Source organism: Bradyrhizobium daqingense (assembly GCF_021044685.1).
Taxonomy (GTDB): domain Bacteria; phylum Pseudomonadota; class Alphaproteobacteria; order Rhizobiales; family Xanthobacteraceae; genus Bradyrhizobium; species Bradyrhizobium daqingense.
Genome location: NZ_CP088014.1, coordinates 464,960 through 487,984 on the forward strand (window position 1 = coordinate 464,960; position 23,025 = coordinate 487,984).

A 23,025-nucleotide genomic window follows, 5' to 3' on the forward strand; every position below is an offset into this window, starting at 1 on the left:
GCCCAGCGGATGCGAGATAGGTAGTCGTCCGTTAAGAAGCCGGATTGATCGAGGCTGGCCGGGCGAGCGTGCGCCATAGCTGGGCCAGGAACAGGCACAAGAGATATCTCAGCCAGGCGAGGATGCGGCGGAAGTTGTGTCCGACGGCTGAGAGGACGACGTTGGCGGCATCGCCGGCGCGGCCTTTGAGGTAGCAGCGCCCGAGGTGGCCTTCCGCCTTCAGGTGTCCGATGATGGGCTCGATGGCGGAGCGGCGGCGCAGCTCGCGCTTGATGACACCGAAAACGCCGCGCTTCTGGCCGGAGATGAAGACGCGACGGGGATTTTGTGCGTCGTGGCCGCGGTATCCCTTGTCGACATAGGCCCGCTCGATCGGACAGCCGGTGAGTGTCTCGGTGCGGTCAATGACGTCCCGCAAGGTGTGACCGTCGTAGGGGTTGTCGGGCAGTGCGCTGGCGTGCAGCACGAACAGGCCACCGGGAGCCCGGCGGTTGTTGGTGACGATGGAGGCCTTCACGCCGAACTCGTAAGGCGCGCTGGCCTTGCCCTTGCCGATGCACTCCACTTCCGGGGCATGGAAGGAATAGAGCTTCCAGCCGCGCTGGCGCTGCTGCTGCGAGCGGATCTGCGTGGCCCGGCCGAGCGGGAGGGCGAACGCCTGCTCCAGTGCTGGCTGGCCTTCGATCTTGCGGCGGATGTCGCGGATGATCCGGCCCAGCCGGCTACGCAGGATACGCAACTGCCGCTGATGCCGCCTGAACTGTTTGGCATGGGCGTAGCGGCCGGCCATCATCGCGGCGGCCTTGGCGATGCGAGCATAGGATTGCCGCAGCCTGACGCCGTGCCTGATCGCCAGGCGGTTGAGCCCCTTGATGGCCGCATGCAGCAGCTTGGCATCGGTCGGAAAGGTGATGGCCTTCGGCTGCACCGTGGTGTCGACCGTAACCCGCTTGAGGTCCTGGCTGCGTAATGCACCGGCCTCGTGCGCTACCCGCAAGCTCTCGGCCAGCAGCAACTCCAGCTTGTCGCCAAGCCGCTTGCGCCAATGGCTCAGGTCCGAGCGCTCGTGCGGGAACGTGTGCTGAAAGAACTCTTCCCCGGTGAAGAACTGGAAGTATGGGTCATGGACCCAGCGCTCGCACACCTCCTCATCGGACAGCCCGTAAATGTGCTTGAGCAACAGCAGACCGATCATGAAGCGCGTCTCGATCCCGGGCCTGCCGTTCTCGCTGTAGAGCGGCGCGATCTCGCCGTCGATCCAGTCCCAATCGACCTTGCCGGCGAGCAGAACCAGCTCGTGCTTCATATTGATGATCTGGTCGAGCCGAGCCCGGAACAGATCGTTCGATCCCGTCGTCTTGTGCTTCTTCGGCCGCATCGTTCCCTCCGATGCAGACAAGGAATCATGCTTCCCGCTTCGAGGGAATCCACGAAAACCAAATCGCAAGGTTCTGACGCCCAAAGCATCAAAACCTTGCAATCTGGAAATGCCCCTTAGCCCAAATCGAGATTCCCGATCAGTGGCTTAGTCCTTCTTCACGGACGACTAGGTAAGGCATTTTGACGGATACGGGGCCTTCCCATGCGCAAGCTTATTCTGATCGCCGCGGTGTCGCTGCTGCCAAACCACGCCTATGCGGGCAGTTCGCGAGGCCTCAGCTTGGCCGCCGCCAATGCAAAGCAGCCGGTCACCGAGCAGGCCGCTACATCCTCGCAAGCGACGTCGCCGTCACCGGCAAACGTCCAGACAGCGACCACAACGCCAACGTCACCTCCGCCGGCCGCAACGGCGTCGACTGCAACGGCTCCTGTGCAATCGAGCCCCGCACCGGCGGCGAGGACAATCGAGGCGCCGAAGCCGAAGCGCCGGCAGCCGTCCGTGGAAGCCCGCGTGATCCGCGAACTGCACCGCCACGGCATCTATTGGTGACCGTCCGGCCGCTTCCATCCGACAGCAACGCTCACCAGCGATAGCCGAGCGTGGCGATGACGGTCAGCGGGGCGCCGCGGTAGCAATAGCCGACCTGGCACGTGGTGTAGTGCAGATTGAACAGGTTCTTGGCATTGACCTGGAATTGAAGCCCCTTCAGCTCCTTCGCCGCCTGGCCGAAATCATATTTCAGCGCCGCGTCGACCAGGGTCACCGAACTGTTCCTGAACGTGTTCAGATCGTCGCCATAGCTCCACGACATGTAACGCACGCCGCCACCGATGCTCAGCCCCGCGAACGGGCCGGCAAACGGCAGGGTATAGTTGCCCCATAGCGTTGCCGTGTGCGGAGGATTGCCCGACGGAAACTTGCCGACCAGCGAACTGTCGCCGGCCTGCTTGGTGACCATATCGAGATAGGTGTAGGACGAGGTGATGTCGAAGCCGCCGCCGAGACTCGCGAGCCCCTGCAATTCGAAGCCGCGGCTTTGAATCTCGCCGCGCTGGACCGTCACGCCGGTCCCCGTCGTGACCAGCCCGCCGTCCTGGGTCAGGTCGAACACCGCGGCGGTGATGAAGCTCCTCGTCCCCTGTGGCTGATACTTGATACCGACCTCGGTCTGCTTGCCGGTGGTGGGCTTGAAGAAGGCGCCCGAGGGGTCGACGCCGAGATTGGGAAAGAACGACGTCGAATAGGCGACATAGGGCGCGACGCCGGAATCGAACACGTAGGTCAACCCGGCTCTGCCGCTATAGGCCTGATCGGATTGCTGCTGCCGGGTCAGCGCGAACAGATTCTCGCCGGTGGTGCTGACCCAGTCGCTGCGGCCGCTCAGCGTCAGGATCCAGTGGTCGAGCCTGGCCTGATCCTGGATGTACACACCGGACTGGGTCTGGCGCTGCTGCGTCGAGGACGAGATCGCGGGATCGGGAATGGATTCCGGCACATAGACCGGCGCGGCCAGATTGAGATCGGAGACGCCGAAGCCGAACCCCTGCTTGTCGCTGAACTTCGACGACGTGTAGTCGGTGCCGACCAGGAGCGTGTGCTGCACCGGTCCGGTCGCCAGCTTGGCCTCGACCTGATTGTCCATGATGGCCGATTGCAGGGTGTCGTGGACATAGCCGGTATAGCGCGAGGCGATGTTGCCGGCGGATACGCCGAGAATGCCGACATAGCGGGTGACCGCGTCGAGATCGACATAGCGGAATTTCTGGCGGACGGTCACGGCGTTGTTGAACGCATGCTCGAACAGGTAGCCGACGCGCCCCTGCTCCTGATCGAGCGAATTGTAGGACGGGCTGCCCGTGAAGATATCCGTCGTCGTCCCGATTCCCGACGAATAGGTGAACATCGACCCCGGCGTCTTCGATTTCTGATAGGCGCCGAGCAGCGTGAACGTCGTCGACTGGTCCGGTCTCCAGGTGACCGCCGGTGCGACGTAGACGCGGTTGTCCTTGCCGCCAGGCACGAACACGTCAGCGTCGCGCACGACGCCGGTCAGCCGATAGGAAAATTGGCCATTGGCATCGACCGGCCCCGACAGATCGAAATTACCCTGAACGCGATCGCGGTCGCCGAACAGTGTCTGCACCTCGTGGAACGGCCGGCTGGTCGGCAGCTTGCTCTGGAGGTCGATCAATCCGCCGGGCGAGCCGAGGCCGTAGAGTGCCGAACTCGGGCCGCGGACCACGGTGATGCTGTCGACGCCATAGGGCTCGGTCTTGAACACGCCGAGACCGGCGCCGGCGAGGCGCAAGCCGTCGAGATAGATGCCGTTATAGGTGATGTCGAAGCCGCGGATGGAGATGGCATCGAAACGCGGATCGTAGCCGGCGGCATCGATGCGGACGCCCGGTTCATAGCCGACCGCCTCCGTCAGCGTCTGCACGGCGCGATCGTTCAGCTCCTTGCGCGTCACCACCGAGATCGACTGCGGTGTCTCCAGCAACGGAGTGTTGGTCTTGGTACCGGCAGAACTGCTGTTGGCAACGTAGCTGTTCTCGCTCGCCAGCTTGCCTTCGCCGATGCCAGCCTCGCGCGCCTCCGGGTTTCGGGCCTGCCCGGATGCGGCATTGCGCTGCGCCGCGACGCGGCCGCGCTGTGACGCTGAATTGCGCTGGGCGGACTGGGCGCGCGGACGCGCCTGGTTCGGCGCCTCGACGGTGACGGGCGGCAAGGTCGCTGCTGTTGATCCAGAATTCGTCCCGGAGACCTGCGCGAGCGTCGGTGTGGCGTGCAGCACCACACCGAGGCCGGCCATACCCAGCCCGGCCTTCACCACCCGCTCCCAACTGAACGTCTGTCCGTCGTCGCGCCGCATCATCTTCCCCGAGTTCCGTCTTCAAACGAACCGGGAGTAACCAGATCGAGGCACGCACCGCCTTTGCGATTGTGCAAATCGCCTTTGATTCCACGTGGAGGCTTTCAAGACTGCGGACGGAGACTTCATCGCGAACGGCGCAGACACATCGCGAAACATTTCGGCCGGCGCGCAATCCTCTCGCCGCTACTGACAGCGGCTGGGCGAATAGCCGAAGTGCCTGCGAAAGGCCGTCGCGAAATTGGCCGGATGGGCGTAGCCCACCCGAAAGGCTGCCTCGGTGACTGACAACCGTTGATGAATCAGAAGGTCACGTGCGGCATCGAGCCGCCGGGCCCGCAAATAGTCGATCGCGCTCTCGCCATACGCCATCTGGAACTTCTGATTGAATGACCGCCGGCTCAGGCCTGCGTTCCGCGCCAGCTCGTCGATGCTCCAGGGATAGGCGAGATCGGCGTCCATCCGCTCCTTGACCGATTGCAGCCGCATCCGCTGGAGGTCGGTCGCCGGATCGAGCGCGATTCGGCAACGCTCGCTGCACAAGGCATGGACGACGATCTCGGCGGCATGCGCCGACAGCAGCAGTCGCGCCGCATTTCCGGCGACCGGCGGCGAGAACATTTCCGCCGCGACGGCCTGCACGCGTGCAGATGCCGCCAGCGAGACGATGGCCGGCTTAGCCCCCTCGTCCCGGAACAGGGTCCGAAACTCATCGCCGAGGCCGAGCTCATCGATCGAAGTCTGGGGCAGTGCCAGGCCGATCGCAGGACGTTCGTCGCGCCGGACCGAGCGGCACATCGCGAGAGATTCGCGCACGGCAATTGTCGTGATCTGCCTTTCGCCGATCGCGCGCGTCGCATTGCCGCGGTCTGCACCGTCATCGAACACCACGGAGATGAACAGACCCGGCGCGACCATCGCAGGCCCGCGCGTGTCGGCGCGAAACTCACCTCTGACGAACACGCAGCCCGGGAAATCCAGCCATTGGCCTCTCGTCGAAGCGCCTTGCTGCGCGGAACCGATGTCGTCTTTGGGCCGTCCGATAATTTGCTCGTAAAAGTCCCGCATCGAATCCGCTTACATCGCGGCCTCTTTGACGGCAGACGGCGGCGCGCTCAAGGGGACAGCGCGCAGTTTGGAGGATTTCGAAACTGGATTCGCTCGAAGCAATCTTACGCTGCGGCGGCCCAAGGGAGAGAGAAGGCAACGAGAACGCAACGAACGCGTCAAATTCCCAAATATTTGTGCTGGAGATCCGGCTCGGCCATCAGTTCGTCGGAGGTGCCGCTCCACACCGTCTTGCCGCGCTCGATGATGTAATGGCGATCGCAGATGCGGGCGAGATGGTCGACGTTCTTGTCGACGACCAGGATCGACTGTCCCCGGCTCTTGAGCAGCGACAGGCAGTTCCATATCTCCTGGCGGATCAGCGGGGCGAGGCCCTCGGTCGCTTCGTCCAGGATCAGGAGCTTCGGGTTGGTCATCAGCGCGCGGCCGATGGCGAGCATTTGCTGCTCGCCGCCGGAGAGCTGGTTACCCATGTTGGCGGCGCGCTCGGCGAGACGCGGAAACAGCACATAGATCGCAGCAAGCGTCCAGGGATTGGGACTACCGAAACGATCGGCGGCGGCCGCGACCAGGTTTTCGCGCACGGTGAGGTTCGGGAAGATCTGGCGTCCCTCGGGAACGAGACCGACACCGAGCTTTGCAATTCTGTAGGACGGAAGCTGCCGCACCTCGGCGCCCGCGAAGCGGATCGCGCCTGATCGCGCCGGCGTCAGACCCATGATGGAGCGAATGGTGGTGGTCTTGCCCATGCCGTTGCGGCCCATCAGCGAGACCATCTCGCCCGGCCTGATCGCCAGCGACAGGCCGAACAGCACCTGGGACAGACCGTAGCAGGTCTCGATGCCCTCGACCTCGAGCAGCGTGTCAGCCATGATGCGTCACCACATGCTGATCGCCGAGATAGGCGCGCTTGACGTCTTCGTTCGCCCGGATCGCAGCGGGATCGCCAGAGGCGATGACGCGGCCATAGACCAGCACCGTGATGCGGTCGGCGAGCGCGAACACCGCCGGCATGTCGTGCTCGACCAGCACGATCGAGACTTCCTTCCGCAACTCCTGCAGGAGCTGCACCATGCGCTGGGACTCCGTGACGCCGAGGCCCGCCATTGGCTCGTCGAGCAGCAGCAGCTTCGGCTTGCTCGCGAGCGCGACCGCGAGCTCGATCTGGCGACGCTCGCCATGGCTGAGCCTGCTCACCACGACGTCGGCGCGATTCAACAGGCCGACGCGGTCGAGCGCGGCGTGCGCGGCATCGCGCAGGCCCTGCTCCTTGCGGGCATTGGCGAAAAAGCGGAACGACGTGCCGGCATGCGCCTGCGCCGCCAGCGCGACATTGTCGGCGGCGGTGAAATCGAGCAGCAGCGAGGTGATCTGGAACGAACGTGCCAGGCCCAGCGCACAGCGACGATAGGCTGGCAGATAGGTGATGTCGCGCCCGGCCAGCGAGACGCTGCCGGAATGAGGCTCGAGATGCCCGGTGAGCTGGCTGATCAACGTGGTCTTGCCGGCGCCGTTCGGGCCGATGATGGCATGCAGCTCGCCGCTGGCGACGTCGAGCGAGACGTTGTCGGTGGCGATGATGCCGCCGAAGCGGCGCACCAGCTTCTCGACGCGGAGCAAGGGTTCAGCCACGGCCAGCCCTCCCGAGCGCGCCCATGATGCCGCCGCGGCCGAACAGGACGATGAGCAGCAGCAGCGGGCCCATGATCAGCGCCCAATATTCGGTGATCTGCGACAACAGCTCTTCCAGCAGCAGGAAAAACACCGCACCCATGATCGGACCGAACAGCGTGCCCATGCCGCCCAGGATCACCATCACCATGAGATCGCCGGAGCGGGTCCAGTACATCACGGCCGGGCTGACGAAATCGGTATTGTTGGCGAGCAGCGCGCCGGCCAAGCCACACATGGTACCCGATATGACGAAGCAGACCAGCTGGTAACGCTTGGCCGGGAAGCCGATCGCCTGCATGCGCTGCTCGTTGGAGCGCAGCCCCTGCACGACGAGGCCGAAGCGCGAATTGACGATGCGCCAGATCAGGAAGATGACGCCGAACAGGCAGGCGAGGCAGAGATAATAGAACTGCGTGCGGTTGCCCAGGTTGATCAGCCCGGAGAAGTCGCTGCGGTTGTAGACGGTGAGACCGTCATCGCCGCCGTAGCGCGCCAGGCCCGATGCGACGTAATAGGCCATTTGGGCAAAGGCCAGCGTGATCATGATGAAATAGACGCCGCGGGTGCGCAGAGAGAGTGCGCCGATCACCAGCGCGTAAATGGCAGAAGCGGCAAGCGCGACCGGAAACTGGATGAAGCCGGACCCGACGCCTTCCTGCGCCAGCATGCCGACGGCATAGCCGCCGATGCCGAGATAGGCGGCATGGCCGAAACTCATCATGCCGCCAAAACCCATGATGAGGTTGAGGCTCGCGGCCGCGAGCGCCAGGATGATGATGCGCGTGAACAGCGTCAGGATGAAGATGTTGCCGGTGAGGTGCGAATAGAGCGGCAGCAGCGCGAGGCCCGCCAGCATCAGGACCGTGACGGCCTTGCTCACAGTGAAAGCCTTCATCGACGATTGGCCGGAAACAGCCCCTCCGGCCGCACCACCAGCACGATCGCCATCAGGAGATAGATCAGCATGGACGACAGCGCGGGCGCGGCGGTGGAGGCGGCGGCGCCGCTCAGCACCTGCCGGAGCAGGTTCGGCAGGAAGGCGCGGCCGAGCGTATCGATCATGCCGACGAAGATCGCGGCGAGGAACGCACCACGGATCGAGCCGATGCCACCGATCACGATGATGACGAAGGCGAGGATCAGGATGTTTTCGCCCATGCCGATCTGCACGGTGAGGATCGGCGCCTGCATCAGGCCGGCGAGGCCCGCGAGCGCGGCGCCCAAGCCGAACACCAGCGTGTAGAGCAGCTTGATGTTGATGCCGAGCGCGCCGATCATCTCACGGTTGGACGCGCCGGCCCGGATCAGCATGCCGATGCGGGTGCGCATCACGCCGAGATAAAGCAGCAGCGCGACCAGCAGCGCCACCGCAATGATGGCGAGGCGATAGGCGGGATAGTGGATGCCGGGCAGGATCGGCACCGGCACGGTGAGCCAGGCCGGCAGCGGCAGCGCAAGGCCGGCCGGACCCCAGATCAGCCGCACCGCTTCGTTGAAGAACAGGATCAGGCCGAAGGTCGCGAGCACGTGGTCGAGATGGTCACGGCCGTAGAGATGCCGCAGCGCCGACACCTCGAGCACGATGCCGAGCACGAGCGTGGCCCCTAACGCCATCAGCGCACCGAGCAGGAAGCTGCCCGTCCACGCCGCGAAAGTCGCGGCAAAATAGGCGCCCATCATGTAGAGGGAGCCGTGCGCGAGGTTGACGAGATCCATGATCCCGAACACCAGCGTCAGGCCGGCGGCAAGCAGGAACAGCAGCAGGCCGAACTGCAATCCGTTCAAGAACTGTTCGACGACGAGCAGCATCAAGACTCTTTCAGGCGCACGCAGCGTCGCGCCGATGTTCGAACACAGTCGCCATCAGTGAAAGAGCTCCCCCTGCCTGTTCAAGGCGGAAAAATGGGTAATGGCAGTATCGTTCCGAGGCAAGAGCGATTCTGCGCCAAACATGCACTTTGTTGCATCTCGGCGCATGCGCCCAGCCCGCGGAGCAAGAGCCGCGGAGCATGGGGCGTCCTGTCGCACCCAAAAGAATACCTCCCCCGGATGACCGAGGGAGGATGCGACATTCGTGAGCGTGTGAGCGTCTAGTGCGACGTCATCTGCTGAGGGAGGTCATCCGGTTCGGCGAGCATGCTGTTGGCCGTCGAGGCCTCCAGCGCCGCCATCCGGAACAGATAGGCCAGCGTCGCCAATCCGGAATCGTCCGCCATCTGCGCCAGTTCCAGCGCCATGTCGGACATGTAGCCGAGATTTTCGTCCTTGGTCTGCGCCATGATCTGGCTGTCCCGCATCATGTTCGACATTTCAGGCACTCTTTCGTTGCGTGGCGGCGAAGCCGCTGAGGTTGGCACGGGCAATGCAATCGATCCGCGGACCGTCCTGCTGGACGACGTGCGTCGTCCCGATACGGTCGCGCACCACATCGAGCGACTCCTGACGGATCTCGATCGTTGCCGCCATGGTCCAGGAACTTTCCACCAACGCCGGCACTCCCAGCGGCGTCACAACGAATCCGATGTCGTGGAAGCGCGGTAACCACCAAGTCTCCATGACGAGACAGAGCCGCTCGATGCCCTGATCGAGGCAGAACTCCTGCGCGGCCGCCATCAATTGCAGATTGAATGCGCCATCGCGACGCTCGCGTGAGACGAAGAAGCGCGACCACTCCCATACCAGCGGATCCGAGGGGCAACCGCGCACCGCGGCCAGATGCGGGAAGACCTCGCGCATCATCGTCGGCCTGGTGGTCGGATACAGGCGGGAGCCGCCGAGCACCCGGCGATCCTCGAGAGCCAGCAGGTACACCGCGTCCTCATTGTCGTAGCTATCGATCTCGCGGCCATCGGGCTTGCGCAGCGCCTCCCATTTCCGCTCCTCGACGAAAATTTGGTGACGAATCCGAAAATGCTGTTCGAGGACGTCCTCATACAGGTGCCGATTGGCGGCAGAAATCACATGAATCATGAGCTCCCCCATGCTTGAAATGGGGTGAGCCTCAGCCAAAAAGGCAAAATCGACTATTGGGAAATTTCCCAGTAGGCGAAGATTTTAGGGATTGATGATTCTGTGGCGGATTGCGATCGCGACCGCATGCGTCCGGTTGACCGCACCGAGCTTGCGCGCGGCAGTTGCAAGATGCTCTTCCGCGGTGCGTTGCGTGATGTGCAGGATTTCGCCGATCTCCCACGCGGACTTGCCCTGCGAAGCCCAGGAGATCACCTCGCGCTCGCGGGGGGTCAGGCGCGTCGACGGATGCGGCGCGGGGTCGAGGAGACGGCGAATGTGATCGAACCCGTACATCCCGATGAGGTGCAGTGCGGGCTTGCTGCGCGCATTGAGATCGAGGTGGACGCCGCCGAGCGAGACGCCGGCCTCGTAGCCGGTCAAGCCGTGGATCGGCACGACGAAGCCGCGCGACATGCGGAAATCGGCGGCGCGCCGCATCACCTCCACCGCGCCCGGCTCCAGCTCCGGATCGTACGGCGCTTCAGACCATTCGAAAGGGTTCACCGTCTGCCGGCATTTGCGGATCACGGGATCGACGCGGTCGTAGCTCTTTTCGGTGTAGAGGCTGAACCACTCCGCCGGCCACTTCTTGGCGAGCACCATCTGGGAAAAGCGCTGCTCCGGATTCGGCAAACCCGTCACGATGATATGTTCGAAGCCGTACCGACCGAACGCGGCTGCAAGCGCATTCATCGCGTCCGGCACCTTGGTGTAGGCGCCAAGGCCTTCGATGAAGTCGAGCGCCTCTCGGCCATAATCAACTGCATCTGCGGCAGACATCGGTGCGTTTCCTGAACCCTCGTCCTCCGTATAGCACGTATCTGGGGGCTGCCTCAATTCGCTGCTCCCGTAGTTTGCCGGTGTTCCGCCGACCCGGAAGATTTAATCTACTTGTGGCAGAAGCGGCGCCCAGATACACCTGAACGCGTCCGTAGGGAAAACCACGATGCAAGACGAGGACATTGCCCTCAACAGCGTGCTCGGCCTGGAATTGAACCGTGTGTTTTTCGCCGTCCACCAAACGGCGAACAAACAGAAGATCATCGAGTTCGCGCGCGAGGTGCTCAAAAGCGAGCGCGCGGAGCTGACGGAAAGTCTCTTGCCCGAGGGCCCTGCAAGCTAGAGCGCAGCCGCAGCTATCGAGCGCTGCAACATAGATCCCGGTTCTGCACCGGCAACGCTGGACGCGTTGCAGCGAGTCCGGGACATCAGAACGGTTCGCCGCATCGCCCCGTCAACACACACTTGCTGCTGGATGACGGCGCCGCTCTCGTGAGATGATCCCTGCCAGATCGTCTCTCGGATGCCCACGACATGATGACGCTGCGCCAGGTCGAAGTGATCCGCGCCGTGATGGTGACAGGCACCATCGGCGGTGCGGCGAAGCTGCTCAACGTCTCGGCGCCGGGCATCAGCCGCCTCGTCAAATACACCGAGCGCTCGCTCGGCATCCGCTTCTTCCAGCGCCAGAACGGGCGCTACTTCCCGACGCCGGAAGCCGAGAGCATCTTCGAGCAGATCAACGGCGTCTACAAGAAGGTCGACGACCTCTCCGAGATCATCTCCAAGATCGGCCGCGGCGGCCTGTCGGAGCTGCGCATCGGCTCGGTGCCGAGCATCTCGCAGGTGATGGTCCCGCGCGCGATCGAGCGCGTCCGCCGCCGCTATCCGGATCTCGGCATCGACATCAACATCCTCAAGCTCGAGGAAGCCATCGACTATCTGATGCTCGGTCGCGGCGAGTGCGTCGCGATGAGCTACCGCCTGGAGCATTCCGGGCTCGACTTCATGCCGCTCGCCTCGGGCGAGCTCTATTGCATCGTGCCTGCGGGCCATGAACTCGCCGGCCGCAAGCAGGTCTCTGCCGCCGAGATCACCCGCTATCCGCTGATCGGCATCGACCCGAACGATCCTTACGGCCGGATCATGGCCGAGATCTTCGCGCGCAACCGGCTCGACTACAACATCACCATCCGCGCGCGCTTCGGCACCACGGTCTGCGCGCTGGTGAAGGCGGGGCTCGGCATCGCCATCATCGACCAGTTCACGGTCGCTCATGGCGGCTATCCCGGGATCGAGCTGTTGAAGGTCACTGAGCCGACGCGGTTCGACACCTATATTGCCGTCAAGCGCGGCGCGCCGCTGTCGCTCCATGCCGAGTATTTCATCGACGCTCTGCGCACCGAGATGCGCGCAGTCGAGCCCGCCCGCGGCAACGGCAGGGCCACCCCGGCACGCGTCCGGAAGAAATAACATGATGTTAGGTTTGCCCGATAAAAGGGTAATTGTGTTAGGCGGGGGAAAGGCTATCGTCACGGCTGGAATGACGCGGATTTCCCCGCTAAGGGGCCGGGACCGGACGCTCCCAACGAGACGATAGCGAACCATGTCGAAGCGCGGATACGCCGCCAGCCAAAAGCTTCTCACCGGCCTGATCGGCGCGCCGATCGCGCATTCTGCGTCCCCTGCCATGCATGAGCGCGCCGCCGAGGCGCTCGGCCTGCGCGGCCATTACCAGCTCATCGAGGTCGCCGGCGCCGATGCGGCCGCCCTTGCCATGATGCTCGAAGGCGTGCGGCGACTTGGTTTCGCCGGCGTCAACGTCACTTTCCCCTATAAGGAGGCCGTGGTCCCGCTGCTCGACGCGCTGGCACCGGGGGCAGCCAGCATGGGCGCGGTCAACACCGTCGTCGTCAGGGATGGCCGGCTGACCGGCCACAACACCGACACGACCGGCTTTGCGCGCGCGGTGGCGCCGCTGCTTGCAACCTCCGCCAACGCCGTGGCTCTGATCGGGGCCGGCGGCGTCGGCAAGGCAATCGCGTTTGCGCTGGCGAGCCTGGATGTGACCGACATCCGGATCTTCGACAGCGAGCCGGCGCGCGCCGAAAAGCTGGCGGCCCTGCTCGCCCCGCGCGGCGGTGCCCGCGTTGCCGGCAGCGTCGAGGAGGCGCTCGAAGGTGCGACCGGCCTCGTCAACGGCACGCCGGTCGGCATGCTGCCGAACCGGGACACGCCGGTGCCGGCGGGACTGCTCAGGGCGAAGCTGTGGGTCGCCGACGCCGTCTATTCGCCGCTGATCACGCCGCTGCTTGCCGCGGCGCGAGAGAAAGGCGCCCGGATCATGACGGGCCGCGAGCTCGCGATCTACCAGGCCGCCGACGCCTTCGAACTGTTCACAGGCCTTGCCCCATCCACCGAGATCATGGGAGAGGCTTTCGACGCCGTGATGGCTGCGCGCAGCGCAGCCTATCAGGCAGCTTGAGGCGAAGCGGCCGGCACAAGGCCGCTTGCAAGATTTGAAACGGGAGGAGAGGACGATGAAATCAACGCTATTGGTGGGCGCGCTGCTCACCGCCATGACCGCAACGAGCGCCCTTGCCCAGGCGATCAAGCTCGCCAACGTCGCCGAGCTCTCGGGTGGTGGCGCCACCGTCGGCACGAATTGGAAGAACGGCATCGACCTCGCCATCGAGGAGATCAACGCCAAGGGCGGCGTGCTCGGCCGCAAGCTCGAAGTGACCCACGCCGATTCGCAGTCCAACCCCGGCGTCGCGCGCGCCCAGGTGCAGAAGGCGCTCGACGCCGAACCCTATGTGCTGCTCGGGCCCGGCTATTCCGGCTCCGTGAAGGTCACCGCCCCGCTCGCGGCCGAAGCCGGCATCGCGCAGATCATGGGCGGCGAGGCCGCCGAGCTGACGCAGACAGGAAACAAATTCCTGTTCCGCACCTCCTTCGGCCAGCAATCCTCGATGCCGAAGGTCGCCAAGTACATCAACGATGAGATGAAGGCGAAGACGGTCGCAGTGGTCTGGGTCAACAACGATTTCGGCCGCGGTGGTCGCGACGTCGTGGTCAAGGAGCTCGACCGGCTCGGCTCCAAGGTGGTCGCCGACCTCTCGACCGAAGCGGGCCAGGCCGATTTCGCCGCCGACGTCGGCAAGATCAAGGCCGCCAATCCCGACGCCGTATTCGTCTATCTGAACGAAGAGGAGAGCGCGCGCATCCTGAAAGAGCTGAAGCGCCAGGGCGTCACCGCGCCGCTGATGGGCGAGACGACGCTGATCGGCCAGAAGGTGATTGAGCTCGCGGGTGACGCCGCCAACGGCGCGCGCGGCCATGTCGGCCTCACTACCGACGCGCCGGTCGACCTGATCAAGGCGTTCCGCGAGAAGTTCTCCAAGAAGTACAATTACGTCCCCGATCATAACGGCCTGAAGGGCTATCTCGCCGTCTACATGGTGAAGGCCACCACCGAGAAGATGGGCAAGGTCGACCCGAAGAAGTTCGCCGACACGCTGCACGGCCTCACCATCAAGGCCGCGGACGAGCCGGGCATCCTGATGGACGTCACCTTCAGCGACACCGGCGACATCGACCGCCAGAGCTTCCTGGTCGAAGTGGTCGAGGGCAAGCAGGTGGTGAAACAGGTGCTGCCGAAGGTGAAGTGATCTTCGCCTCTCCCCGCGCCTGTCTCGCCGAAGCTTTAGCGAAGGCGGATGCGGGGAGAGATCTCTCCTCTCCCTCTCCCCGTTCTTACGGGGAGAGGGTTGGGGCGAGGGGCCGCCTCCGCAATGGCGGTGACAGTTGAATTCGCGGAGATAGCCCCTCACCCCGCCCTCTCCCCGCAAGTGCGGGGCGAGGAGACGAGAGAGCGGAGCGAGGAAGAACAAAGAGAGGAAAATGTCCAATCTGTTCGATCTTCTGGTCGCGGGACTTGCCACCGGCGCGATCTACGCGCTGGTCGCCGTCGGCTTCACGCTGCTGTGGCAGACCTCGCAGACCATCAATTTCGCGCAAGGCGAATTCGTGATGTTGCCGGCGTTCCTGATGCTGGCGGCAATGCATGTCGGCGCGCCGTTCTGGCTCGCGATCATCCTCGGCATCCTCCTGTCGATGATCCTGCTCGGCCTTGCCTTCAAGCTGCTGCTGGTCGATCCAATGATGCGCCACGGCGTGCTGCCGCTGGCGATCGCGACCATGGCGCTGGCGATCGGCATCAAGGAATCCGTCAAGCAGTTCTTCAGCGCCGAAGCCTCGCCCTTCCCCTCGATCGTACCGACCGGCGACGTCTCCATTCTCGGCCACGCGGTGTCGCTGCAAAGCATCGGCGTGCTCGTCGTCGCCATCCTCGCCGTGGTCGGCCTGACCACGCTGCTCAACCGCACCTCGCTCGGCCACCAGATGCAGGCCGCAGCGCAGAACCCGACGGTGGCGCGCATCATCGGCGTGCCGGTCGAGCGCATGATCATGCTGACCTTCCTGATCAACGCCTTCCTGGTGGCACTGGCTTCGCTTTTGATCACGCCGATCTACCTTGCGAAGTTCTCGTCGGGCGAGGTGCTGGGCCAGGCCGCCTTCATCGCCGCAATCGTCGGCGGCTTCAACCAGGTGCGTGGCGCGATCGCGGGCGGCCTCCTGATCGGGGTGCTCGACAATCTCGCCGCCGCCTACGTCTCGACGCAGTATCGCGCCGCCGTGCCGATGCTGTTCCTGATCGCTGTCATCCTGTTCCGGCCGCAGGGCTTGCTCGGCCGCGCCGAGGAGCGCACCGTATGAGCGGCTTCGCCAGATCCCTGAAGATCGCGCTCGGCCTTGCCATCATCGCCGCGCTGATCATCGTCCCCATGAACTTCAACCGCTACGGCCTGTTCATCCTGAGCCAATGGGCGGTGATGAGCATCGCGGCGATGGGGCTCAACCTCACGCTCGGTTACGCCGGCCAGGTCTCGCTCGCCCAGGGCGCGTTCGTCGGCATCGGGGCCTACGCCTCCGCGATCATGACCACGCATGGCTGGCCGCTGCCGGCGGCGATTCTGGTCGCGATCGTGCTGAGCTTTGCGATCGGCTGGGTGCTCGGCTATCCCGCGCTGCGCGTGCAGCACCACTACCTCGCCTTCGTCACGCTCGCGTTCTCCACGCTCGCCTTCCTGGTGTTCCGCAACGAGAGCTGGCTCACCGGCGGCATCTACGGCATCTCCAACATTCCGCGCCCCCACATCTTCGGGTTCGCGACCAACAGACCACTGCCGTTCTACTATGTCTGCCTCGGCTCACTTGCGATCGTCTCGCTGGCGGTGTGGTGGCTGATCCGTTCGCCCTGGGGCCGCGCCTTCATGGCGCTGCGCGAGAATCCCTTGCGCGCGCAGTCGCTCGGCGTCGACACCCGTCGCTACACGTTGATGGCGTTTGCGATCGGCTCCGCGCTCGGCGGCGTCGCCGGCGCACTCTATGCGCCGCTGACGCAATATATCGACCCCGTGCCGTTCAACCTGTCGCTCTCGCTCGATCTGCTGATGATGGTGATCGTCGGTGGCGCCGGCTTCTATTTCGGCCCGTTCCTCGGCGCGATGATCGCGGTGCTGCTGCCGGAATGGCTGCGCTTCACCGACGGCTATTATCTGATGCTCTATGCGGTCGCCGTGATGCTACTGCTGATCTGGTCGCCGACCGGCATTCTCGGGATCCTCGACCGTTACCTCGCGGAGCGCCGCACCAAGGCGGCCTCTGCGCTCCGCGCCGTCGCGAAATCCCGCCTGGAGACGGCACAATGAGCGCGGTCCTCGAGGTCACCGACATCAAGAAGAATTTTGGCGGCATCAGCGCCGTCGACGGCGTCTCCTTCGACGTCCGCGAGGGCGAGATCCTCGGCCTGATCGGCCCGAACGGCTGCGGCAAGTCGACCCTGTTCAACTGCATCCTCGGCCAGCTCACCCCAAGTGGCGGCGAGGTCAAGCTCGACGGCAGGCTGGTCACGGGCCTGCGGCCCGCCGAACTCAACAAGCTCGGGGTCAGCCGAACATTCCAGCTGCTGCAGGTGTTCCCAAAACTCTCGGTGCGCGAGAACCTGATCCTCGCCGGACAGGAGCACCAGGGCAACATGGCCTCGCGCCTCGTCGGCCGCTCCGATGCCGGGCTGACCGAGGCCGCCAACCAGATGATCGGCTTCTTCAAACTCGACCACCTCGCCGACGAGCCGGCCGGCGGCCTCTCCTACGGCCAGCAGAAACTGCTCGACGCCGCCATGGCCTTCATGGGCGGACCGCGCCTCGTGCTGCTCGACGAGCCCGCGGGCGGCGTCAATCCGTCGATGCTGGCGGACCTCAAGGACCGCCTAGTCGCGATCAACCGCGAGAAGAACGCCACCTTCGTCGTCATCGAGCACAACATGGAATTCGTGATGTCCCTGTGCTCGCGCGTGATGGTCATGGCGGAGGGCAAGGTGCTGGCGATGGGACGTCCGGACGAGGTGCGCAAGAACCCCGCCGTGATCGAAGCCTATCTCGGACATTAGGAGCGAGCGATGAGCGATCCGATCCTCTCGGTCCACAATCTCGTCGGCGGCTACGGCAAGATGACGATCCTGAACGGCACGAATTTCGCCGTGCCGCAGGCAACCATCACCACCATCATCGGCCCGAACGGCGCCGGCAAGTCCACCGTGTTCAAGGCCATCTTCGGCCTGCTCAGGCTGCGCGAAGGCAAGATCAGCTTCGCGGGCCGCGATGTCACGAGTTTGAGTCAACGCGCGTTGCTCAATGCCGGCATCTGCTACGTGCCGCAGGGCCGCAACATCTTCCCCGAGCTATCGGTGCGCCATAACATCGAGCTCGGCGGCGTCGCTGCCGGCAAGGGCCTCGACCTGCCCAAGCGTATCGAGGCCGCGCTCGACCTGTTCCCGGCACTGCGGCGCAAGTCGACACAACAGGCCTCCACGCTCTCGGGCGGCGAGCAGAAGCAGCTCGAGATCGCCCGCTCGCTGCTGCTCGAACCCAAGCTGGTTCTCGTCGACGAGCCCTCGATCGGGCTGTCGCCGCTGATGGTGCAGCAGACCTTCGACATCCTCAAGAGCCTGCGCAACCGCGGCGTCACCATCCTGATGATCGAGCAGAACGCACGCTCGGCGCTGGAGATCTCCGACATCGGCATCGTGCTCGAGCTCGGCCAGACCCGCATGGTCGACGACGCCAAGCGCATCCTGAACGATCCCCGCATCGGGCAGCTTTTCCTGGGCGGCGTCATGGAGGAGAGCGCGGCATGAACAAGCGTTCGATCGCCACCGTCTCCCTCTCGGGCACTCTCGACGAAAAGCTCCGTGCCATCGCCGCGGCCGGCTTCGATGCCGTCGAGATCTTCGAGAACGACCTGCTGTCCTTCGGCGCGGGACCGCGCGACATCGCAAGGCTCTGCAAGGATCTCAACCTCGGGATTTGCGCGTTCCAGCCGTTTCGCGATTTCGAGGGCATGCCCGAGCCGCAGCGTGCACGCAATTTTGCCCGCGCGGAGCGGAAGTTCGACCTGATGCAGGAGCTCGGCACCGACCTCTTGCTGATCTGCTCCAACGTTTCGCCGGCTTCGCTCGGCGGCATCGACCGCGCCGCCGACGATTTTCGCGAGCTCGGCGAGCGCGCCGCGAAGCGTGGCTTGCGCGTCGGCTACGAAGCGCTGGCCTGGGGCCGCCATGTCAACGACTACCGCGATGCCTGGGAGATCGTGCGGCGCGCCGATCATCCCGCGATCGGAATCATCCTCGACAGTTTTCACGCGCTGGCACCGGGCTTTCCGACCCGCGCCATAGCCTCGATCCCCGCTGACAAGATCTTCCTGGTCCAGCTTGCGGACGCGCCGAAGCTGGAGCTCGACATCCTGTCGTGGAGCCGGCACTTCCGCTCCTTCCCCGGCCAGGGCGATCTGCCGGTCGGCGAGTTCATGGCGGCGATCGCGGCGACCGGCTATGCCGGGCCGCTGTCGCTGGAGATCTTCAACGACCAGTTCCGCGCCGGCTCGGCCGCGCAGACCGCGGTGGACGGCCTGCGCTCGCTGATCCTGCTGGAGAACCAGCTTGCGCCGGATTGGCCAAAGCTCGTCCGCGAGCCGCTGGCACCAAGGGCCGGAAGCCGCGGGACCGGCTTCGTCGAGTTCGCGGTCAACGAGACCAAGGCCGGCGAGCTCGCCCGCCTGTTCGCGCAGCTCGGTTTCCGCAGGAGCGGCAAGCACCGCAGCAAGGCGGTGGAGCGCTGGTCGCAAGGCAAGGTCGAGCTCGTCATCAATTGCGAGAGCGGCGGCTTTGCCCATTCGCATTACGTCACGCACGGCCCCGGCGTCTGCGCCATCGCGCTCGACGTCGACAATGCGGGCCTTGCCATGCAGCGCGCCGAGACGCTGAAGGCGCGCACGTTCTACCAGCCGGTCGGGCCGGGCGAGCTGGAGATCCCCGCGATCCACGGCGTCGGCGGCAGCCTGCTCTATTTCCTGGATCAGGCCGGCAAGAACTGGGACACCGATTTCGAGCCTGTCGCGAGCGACGCCAGCGGCGATGCGCTGCTCGCGGTCGATCACATCGCACAGTCGATGCCCTATGACGAGATGCTGTCCTGGCTGTTGTTCTACACCGGCATTCTCGACCTGACGCGGCTACCGCAGATGGAGATCGCCGACCCCAGAGGCCTCGTGCAGAGCCAGGCCATCGTCAACGGCGACCAGAGCCTGCGCTTCGTGCTCAACGGCTCCTCTGCCAACCGCACTTTGCCGTCGCGCTTCATCTCCGAGTTCTTCGGCTCGGGTGTCCAGCACGTCGCGTTCGCGTGCCGGGACATCTTTGCGGCGGTCGGGCAGATGCGACAGCGCGGTGCGGATTTCCTGGACATCCCAGACAATTACTACGACGACATCGAAGCCAGATACGATCTCGCGCCCGAGCTGATGGCGCAGCTGCGCGCCAACCACATCCTCTACGATCGCGAGGGCGACGGCGAGTTCTTCCAGGTCTACACCCACATTTTCGACGAGCGCTTCTTCTTCGAGATCGTCGAGCGGAGGAACTATCAGGGTTTTGGCGCGGCCAATGCCGGCATCAGACTCGCCGCGCAAGCCCGCGAGGTGCGCCCCGCCAGTGTGCCGCGGGTGTAGGGCTTCTCTCACCGCGTCGTCATTGCGAGGAGCCCTTGCGACGAAGCAATCCAGAGTCCTTCCGCGGAGGGATCCTGGATTGCTTCGCTGCGCTCGCAATGACGATGTGGCGACTATCGAGGAATTCGGCTGGCTCCGCCCCCGTGGAAAGTCCCCCTCACCGCAACCTCTCCCCGCAGGCGGGAGAGGAAGAAGCTTCAGCTCACTTCATCTTGCACTTGTCGTGGAAACGATCCTGGTCGTTCTCGACGATGGTGGCGACGGTCTTCAGCGCGAGCTGGCCTTCGGAGTCCTTCACCACGTCCTGCAGATAGAAGCTCTGAATCGGGATGTGGTTCTTGCCGAACTTGAACGCGCCGCGCACCGACTTGAAGTTGGCCTTCTCCATCTCGGCCCGCATCGCGTCCTTCTTGCTGGTGTCGCCCTTCACCGCGACCACTGCGCTGTTGATGAGCTGGGCCGCGTCATAGGATTGTGCGCCGTAATAGGTCGGCCGCAGGCCGGTGTACTTCTTGCGGTAGTCGGCCACGAAGCGCTTGTTCTGCTCGTTGGGGAGGTCGTTGACCCATTCTTGCGCCCCGGGAACGCCGAGCGCGTTCTCCTTCTGCAGCGGCAGCGACAGCTCGTCGATGGTGAAGGCGGTGTAGAGCGGCATCGTGCTCTTCAGGCCGGCCTGGGCGTATTGATTGAGGAACTGCACGCCGGCAGCACCTGGATAGAACACGAAGATCGACTCGGCGCCGGAGGCGCGCGCCTTGGAGAGCTCGGCCGAGAAGTCGAGCTGGCTCGGCCAGACCGTGTACTCCTCGCCCTTCACCTCGCCCTTGAAGGTGCTCTTCAGACCCGCGAGCATGTCCTTGCCGGCGGCGTAGTTCGGGCCGATCAGGAACACGCTCTTGACGCCCTTCTGGTTCATGTAGAGGCCCATCGCCTGCGGCGTCTGGTCGTTCTGCCAGGAGGTCGAGAACACGTAAGGCGAGCACAGCTCGCCCGCGAGCTGTGAGGGACCGGCATTGGCCGAGATCAGGAAGGTCTGGGAATCCACCGCGGTCTTGAGCGAGGCCAGCAGCACGTTCGACCAGATATAGCCGACGATGAAATCGACCTTGTCGGACTGCACCAGCTTCTCGGTCTTCTGCTTGCCGACGTCGGGCTTCTGCCCGTCGTCCTCGTAGATCACCTCGACCGGCTTGCCGTCCATCTTGCGGCCGAGATGATCGAGCGCGAGCTCGAAGGAGTTGCGCATGTCGTTGCCGATCACGGCGGTCGGACCGCTGAAGGTCGAAACGAAGCCGATCTTGATGGTGTCGCCGGCGCATGCCGGACCTGCCAGCACCAGCGCCGCTGCGCCCGCCAGCCAGAATGCCGTCCTCATAACCATTCCCCTCCTTATTATTGGTCCCGGAAACGGGGTGATCGCCGCCCCGGGCCTGTCTCTATTCAACGCAAAATCTATCGCGCCGCCAATGGCTCAGCGCCGTGCCTGCACCATATTTCGCTCCAATCGGCGATGGCAAGAAATATAATTCTACTTACTTCGACCAAGGCTGCGGCGCTTTTTCGCGCTGGATCGATATGTCCCGCCTATGCGCCCATTGGTGACGGCTATTGGACCGCAGCCCCTAATCCGCACTTAAATGAGCAGGCACAGCAGCGAGATTCGAGGGCGCACCATGACCGCTAAACCACACCGCGTCGTCATCGTCGGGGCCGGCTTTGGCGGCCTGGAGACGGCCTATAGGCTCGCGGGCGCACCGGTCGAGATCACGCTGATCGACCGCCGCAACCACCATCTGTTCCAGCCGCTGCTCTACCAGGTCGCGACCGCTTCGCTCGCGACCAGCGAGATCGCCTGGCCGATCCGCCATCTGATGCGCGACCGGCGCGAGGTGACGACGCTGTTTGCAACCGTGAGCGGCGTCGATGCGGCACGGCGCTGCGTGCTGATCGACGACGGCAGCGAAGTGCCCTACGACACCCTGGTGCTCGCCACCGGCGCGCGGCACGCCTATTTCGGCCATGACGAATGGGAGGCATGGGCGCCGGGCCTGAAGACGCTGGAGGACGCGACCACATTGCGCCGTCACATTCTCGTGGCGTTCGAGCGCGCCGAGCGCGAGACGGATTCCGCGCGGCGCGCGGCACGGCTGACTTTCGTCATCATCGGTGCCGGTCCGACCGGCGTCGAACTCGCCGGCACCATCGCCGAGATGGCGCATCACACCCTGCCCGCCGACTTCCGCAACATCGACACGACGAAGGCGCGCGTGGTGCTGATCGAAGCGGGCCCGCGCGTGCTTGCAGGCTTTCCCGACGAGCTCTCGGCTTACGCGCAGGCTTCGCTGGAAAAGATCGGCGTCGAGGTCGTGCTCGGGCAAGCCGTGACCGAGATCAATCGCGAGGGCGTGGTGTTCGGCGGCAAACTGCTGGAGGCAAAGACACGGATCTGGGCCGCCGGCGTGCGCGCCTCGCCCGCTGCGGAATGGCTGGGCGCGCCAAGTGATCGCGCCGGGCGCGTGCAGGTCGAGGCCGACCTGACCATTCCGGGCCATCCCGAGATCTTTGCGATCGGCGATACCGTCAGCATCAATGCCTGGGACGGCAAGCCCGTGCCCGGCATCGCGCCGGCGGCGAAGCAGCAGGGCCGGCACGTCGCCGAAACCATCAAGGCGCGGCTGCGCGGAGAGACCAAGGGCGCGTTCCGCTACAAGCACGCCGGCAGCCTCGCGCAGATCGGCAAGCGGCTCGCGGTGATCGATTTCGGCAAGGTCAAGCTGCGCGGCACCATCGCATGGTGGATCTGGGGCATCGCCCACATCTACTTCCTGATCGGCCTCCGCCACCGCCTCAGCGTCGCCCTGAGCTGGCTCTGGATCTACGCGAGGGATCAGAGGGCGGCGCGGCTGATCACGCAGGGATCAAGCAAGGTGGTATAGGGAGGCTTCTCTTACCCTCCCCTGGAGGGGGAGGGTCGGCTCACAATGAGCGCAGCGAAATGTGAGCCGGGGCGGGGTGACGGTCTCTCCTCATCCAACAGTGCCTGTGTTGAGAGATCACCCCACCCCGCTCGCGCTGCGCGCGAACGACCCTCCCCCTCCAGGGGAGGGTG

General features: G+C 64.6%; 22 protein-coding genes. 11 read left to right on the plus strand and 11 right to left on the minus strand.

Annotation, left to right across the window (positions count from 1 at the left end; translation table 11 throughout):
• Window positions 1-31: 31 nt before the first annotated feature.
• The gene (locus tag LPJ38_RS02165; protein WP_011084757.1) at window positions 32-1,378 is read right to left on the minus strand and encodes an IS5-like element ISBj5_B family transposase; all 1,347 of its coding nucleotides are present in this window, start codon (window positions 1,376-1,378) and stop codon (window positions 32-34) included.
• A gap of 204 nt (window positions 1,379-1,582) precedes the next feature.
• Between LPJ38_RS02165 and LPJ38_RS02170 the strand changes: the two genes are divergently transcribed.
• Window positions 1,583-1,930 carry a hypothetical protein gene (locus tag LPJ38_RS02170; RefSeq protein ID WP_145638670.1) on the plus strand — a complete coding sequence of 116 codons (348 nt, stop codon included), beginning with the start codon at window positions 1,583-1,585 and terminating at the stop codon, window positions 1,928-1,930.
• Window positions 1,931-1,961: 31 nt separating this feature from the next.
• Here the strand turns inward: LPJ38_RS02170 and LPJ38_RS02175 are convergent, their stop codons facing one another.
• The 9 genes from LPJ38_RS02175 to LPJ38_RS02215 form a co-directional block, all read right to left on the minus strand.
• Complete coding sequence (locus tag LPJ38_RS02175) at window positions 1,962-4,256, minus strand: TonB-dependent siderophore receptor (RefSeq protein ID WP_231088565.1); 2,295 nt, start codon at window positions 4,254-4,256, stop codon at window positions 1,962-1,964.
• Between the two features lie 183 nt (window positions 4,257-4,439).
• Window positions 4,440-5,216, minus strand: a complete 777-nt coding sequence (locus tag LPJ38_RS02180; RefSeq protein ID WP_231088566.1) for a helix-turn-helix transcriptional regulator — start codon at window positions 5,214-5,216, stop codon at window positions 4,440-4,442.
• Between the two features lie 263 nt (window positions 5,217-5,479).
• Window positions 5,480-6,193 carry an ABC transporter ATP-binding protein gene (locus LPJ38_RS02185; RefSeq protein WP_145638666.1) on the minus strand — a complete coding sequence of 238 codons (714 nt, stop codon included), beginning with the start codon at window positions 6,191-6,193 and terminating at the stop codon, window positions 5,480-5,482.
• Window positions 6,186-6,953 carry an ABC transporter ATP-binding protein gene (locus LPJ38_RS02190; RefSeq protein ID WP_145638664.1) on the minus strand — a complete coding sequence of 256 codons (768 nt, stop codon included), beginning with the start codon at window positions 6,951-6,953 and terminating at the stop codon, window positions 6,186-6,188. The genes LPJ38_RS02185 and LPJ38_RS02190 overlap by 8 nt, the downstream gene beginning before the upstream one ends.
• Complete coding sequence (locus LPJ38_RS02195; protein ID WP_145638662.1) at window positions 6,946-7,890, minus strand: branched-chain amino acid ABC transporter permease; 945 nt, start codon at window positions 7,888-7,890, stop codon at window positions 6,946-6,948. Before LPJ38_RS02195 ends, LPJ38_RS02190 begins: the two co-directional genes overlap by 8 nt.
• Window positions 7,887-8,804, minus strand: a complete 918-nt coding sequence (locus LPJ38_RS02200; protein WP_060737326.1) for a branched-chain amino acid ABC transporter permease — start codon at window positions 8,802-8,804, stop codon at window positions 7,887-7,889. Before LPJ38_RS02200 ends, LPJ38_RS02195 begins: the two co-directional genes overlap by 4 nt.
• Window positions 8,805-9,085: 281 nt before the next feature.
• On the minus strand, window positions 9,086-9,304 hold the full coding sequence (locus LPJ38_RS02205; protein WP_145638660.1) for a hypothetical protein: 219 nt from the start codon (window positions 9,302-9,304) through the stop codon (window positions 9,086-9,088).
• Window position 9,305: 1 nt separating this feature from the next.
• Window positions 9,306-9,965, minus strand: coding sequence for an acyl-homoserine-lactone synthase (locus LPJ38_RS02210; RefSeq protein WP_167520621.1), 660 nt, complete (start codon window positions 9,963-9,965; stop codon window positions 9,306-9,308).
• Between the two features lie 84 nt (window positions 9,966-10,049).
• Window positions 10,050-10,787 (minus strand): helix-turn-helix transcriptional regulator, encoded by a 738-nt coding sequence (locus tag LPJ38_RS02215; RefSeq protein ID WP_145638656.1) that lies wholly within the window; start codon window positions 10,785-10,787, stop codon window positions 10,050-10,052.
• Between the two features lie 166 nt (window positions 10,788-10,953).
• On the opposite strand from LPJ38_RS02215, the gene LPJ38_RS02220 reads away from it, so the two are divergent.
• From LPJ38_RS02220 to LPJ38_RS02260, 9 genes are all read left to right on the plus strand, one after another.
• On the plus strand, window positions 10,954-11,130 hold the full coding sequence (locus tag LPJ38_RS02220) for a hypothetical protein (RefSeq protein WP_145638655.1): 177 nt from the start codon (window positions 10,954-10,956) through the stop codon (window positions 11,128-11,130).
• A 191-nt stretch (window positions 11,131-11,321) separates the two neighbouring features.
• Window positions 11,322-12,260 (plus strand): LysR family transcriptional regulator, encoded by a 939-nt coding sequence (locus LPJ38_RS02225; RefSeq protein WP_145638653.1) that lies wholly within the window; start codon window positions 11,322-11,324, stop codon window positions 12,258-12,260.
• Between the two features lie 133 nt (window positions 12,261-12,393).
• Window positions 12,394-13,272, plus strand: a complete 879-nt coding sequence (locus LPJ38_RS02230; protein ID WP_145638650.1) for a shikimate dehydrogenase — start codon at window positions 12,394-12,396, stop codon at window positions 13,270-13,272.
• 55 nt (window positions 13,273-13,327) lie between these two features.
• The gene (locus LPJ38_RS02235; protein ID WP_145638648.1) at window positions 13,328-14,458 is read left to right on the plus strand and encodes an ABC transporter substrate-binding protein; all 1,131 of its coding nucleotides are present in this window, start codon (window positions 13,328-13,330) and stop codon (window positions 14,456-14,458) included.
• A gap of 232 nt (window positions 14,459-14,690) precedes the next feature.
• Window positions 14,691-15,566 (plus strand): branched-chain amino acid ABC transporter permease, encoded by an 876-nt coding sequence (locus LPJ38_RS02240; RefSeq protein WP_145638646.1) that lies wholly within the window; start codon window positions 14,691-14,693, stop codon window positions 15,564-15,566.
• Window positions 15,563-16,561 (plus strand): branched-chain amino acid ABC transporter permease, encoded by a 999-nt coding sequence (locus tag LPJ38_RS02245; protein ID WP_145638644.1) that lies wholly within the window; start codon window positions 15,563-15,565, stop codon window positions 16,559-16,561. The genes LPJ38_RS02240 and LPJ38_RS02245 overlap by 4 nt, the downstream gene beginning before the upstream one ends.
• Window positions 16,558-17,301 (plus strand): ABC transporter ATP-binding protein, encoded by a 744-nt coding sequence (locus tag LPJ38_RS02250; RefSeq protein WP_061850706.1) that lies wholly within the window; start codon window positions 16,558-16,560, stop codon window positions 17,299-17,301. The genes LPJ38_RS02245 and LPJ38_RS02250 overlap by 4 nt, the downstream gene beginning before the upstream one ends.
• Before the next feature lie 9 nt (window positions 17,302-17,310).
• Complete coding sequence (locus LPJ38_RS02255) at window positions 17,311-18,048, plus strand: ABC transporter ATP-binding protein (protein WP_145638642.1); 738 nt, start codon at window positions 17,311-17,313, stop codon at window positions 18,046-18,048.
• Window positions 18,045-19,916: a bifunctional sugar phosphate isomerase/epimerase/4-hydroxyphenylpyruvate dioxygenase family protein gene (locus LPJ38_RS02260; protein WP_145638640.1), complete on the plus strand. Its 1,872-nt coding sequence runs from the start codon at window positions 18,045-18,047 to the stop codon at window positions 19,914-19,916. Before LPJ38_RS02255 ends, LPJ38_RS02260 begins: the two co-directional genes overlap by 4 nt.
• Before the next feature lie 202 nt (window positions 19,917-20,118).
• On the opposite strand, the gene LPJ38_RS02265 is transcribed toward LPJ38_RS02260, so the two are convergent.
• The gene (locus tag LPJ38_RS02265) at window positions 20,119-21,291 is read right to left on the minus strand and encodes an ABC transporter substrate-binding protein (protein ID WP_167520620.1); all 1,173 of its coding nucleotides are present in this window, start codon (window positions 21,289-21,291) and stop codon (window positions 20,119-20,121) included.
• Between the two features lie 298 nt (window positions 21,292-21,589).
• Between LPJ38_RS02265 and LPJ38_RS02270 the strand changes: the two genes are divergently transcribed.
• Entirely contained in the window at window positions 21,590-22,852 is a 1,263-nt protein-coding gene (locus LPJ38_RS02270; RefSeq protein ID WP_167520619.1) for an NAD(P)/FAD-dependent oxidoreductase, read from the plus strand.
• Window positions 22,853-23,025: the final 173 nt, after the last annotated feature.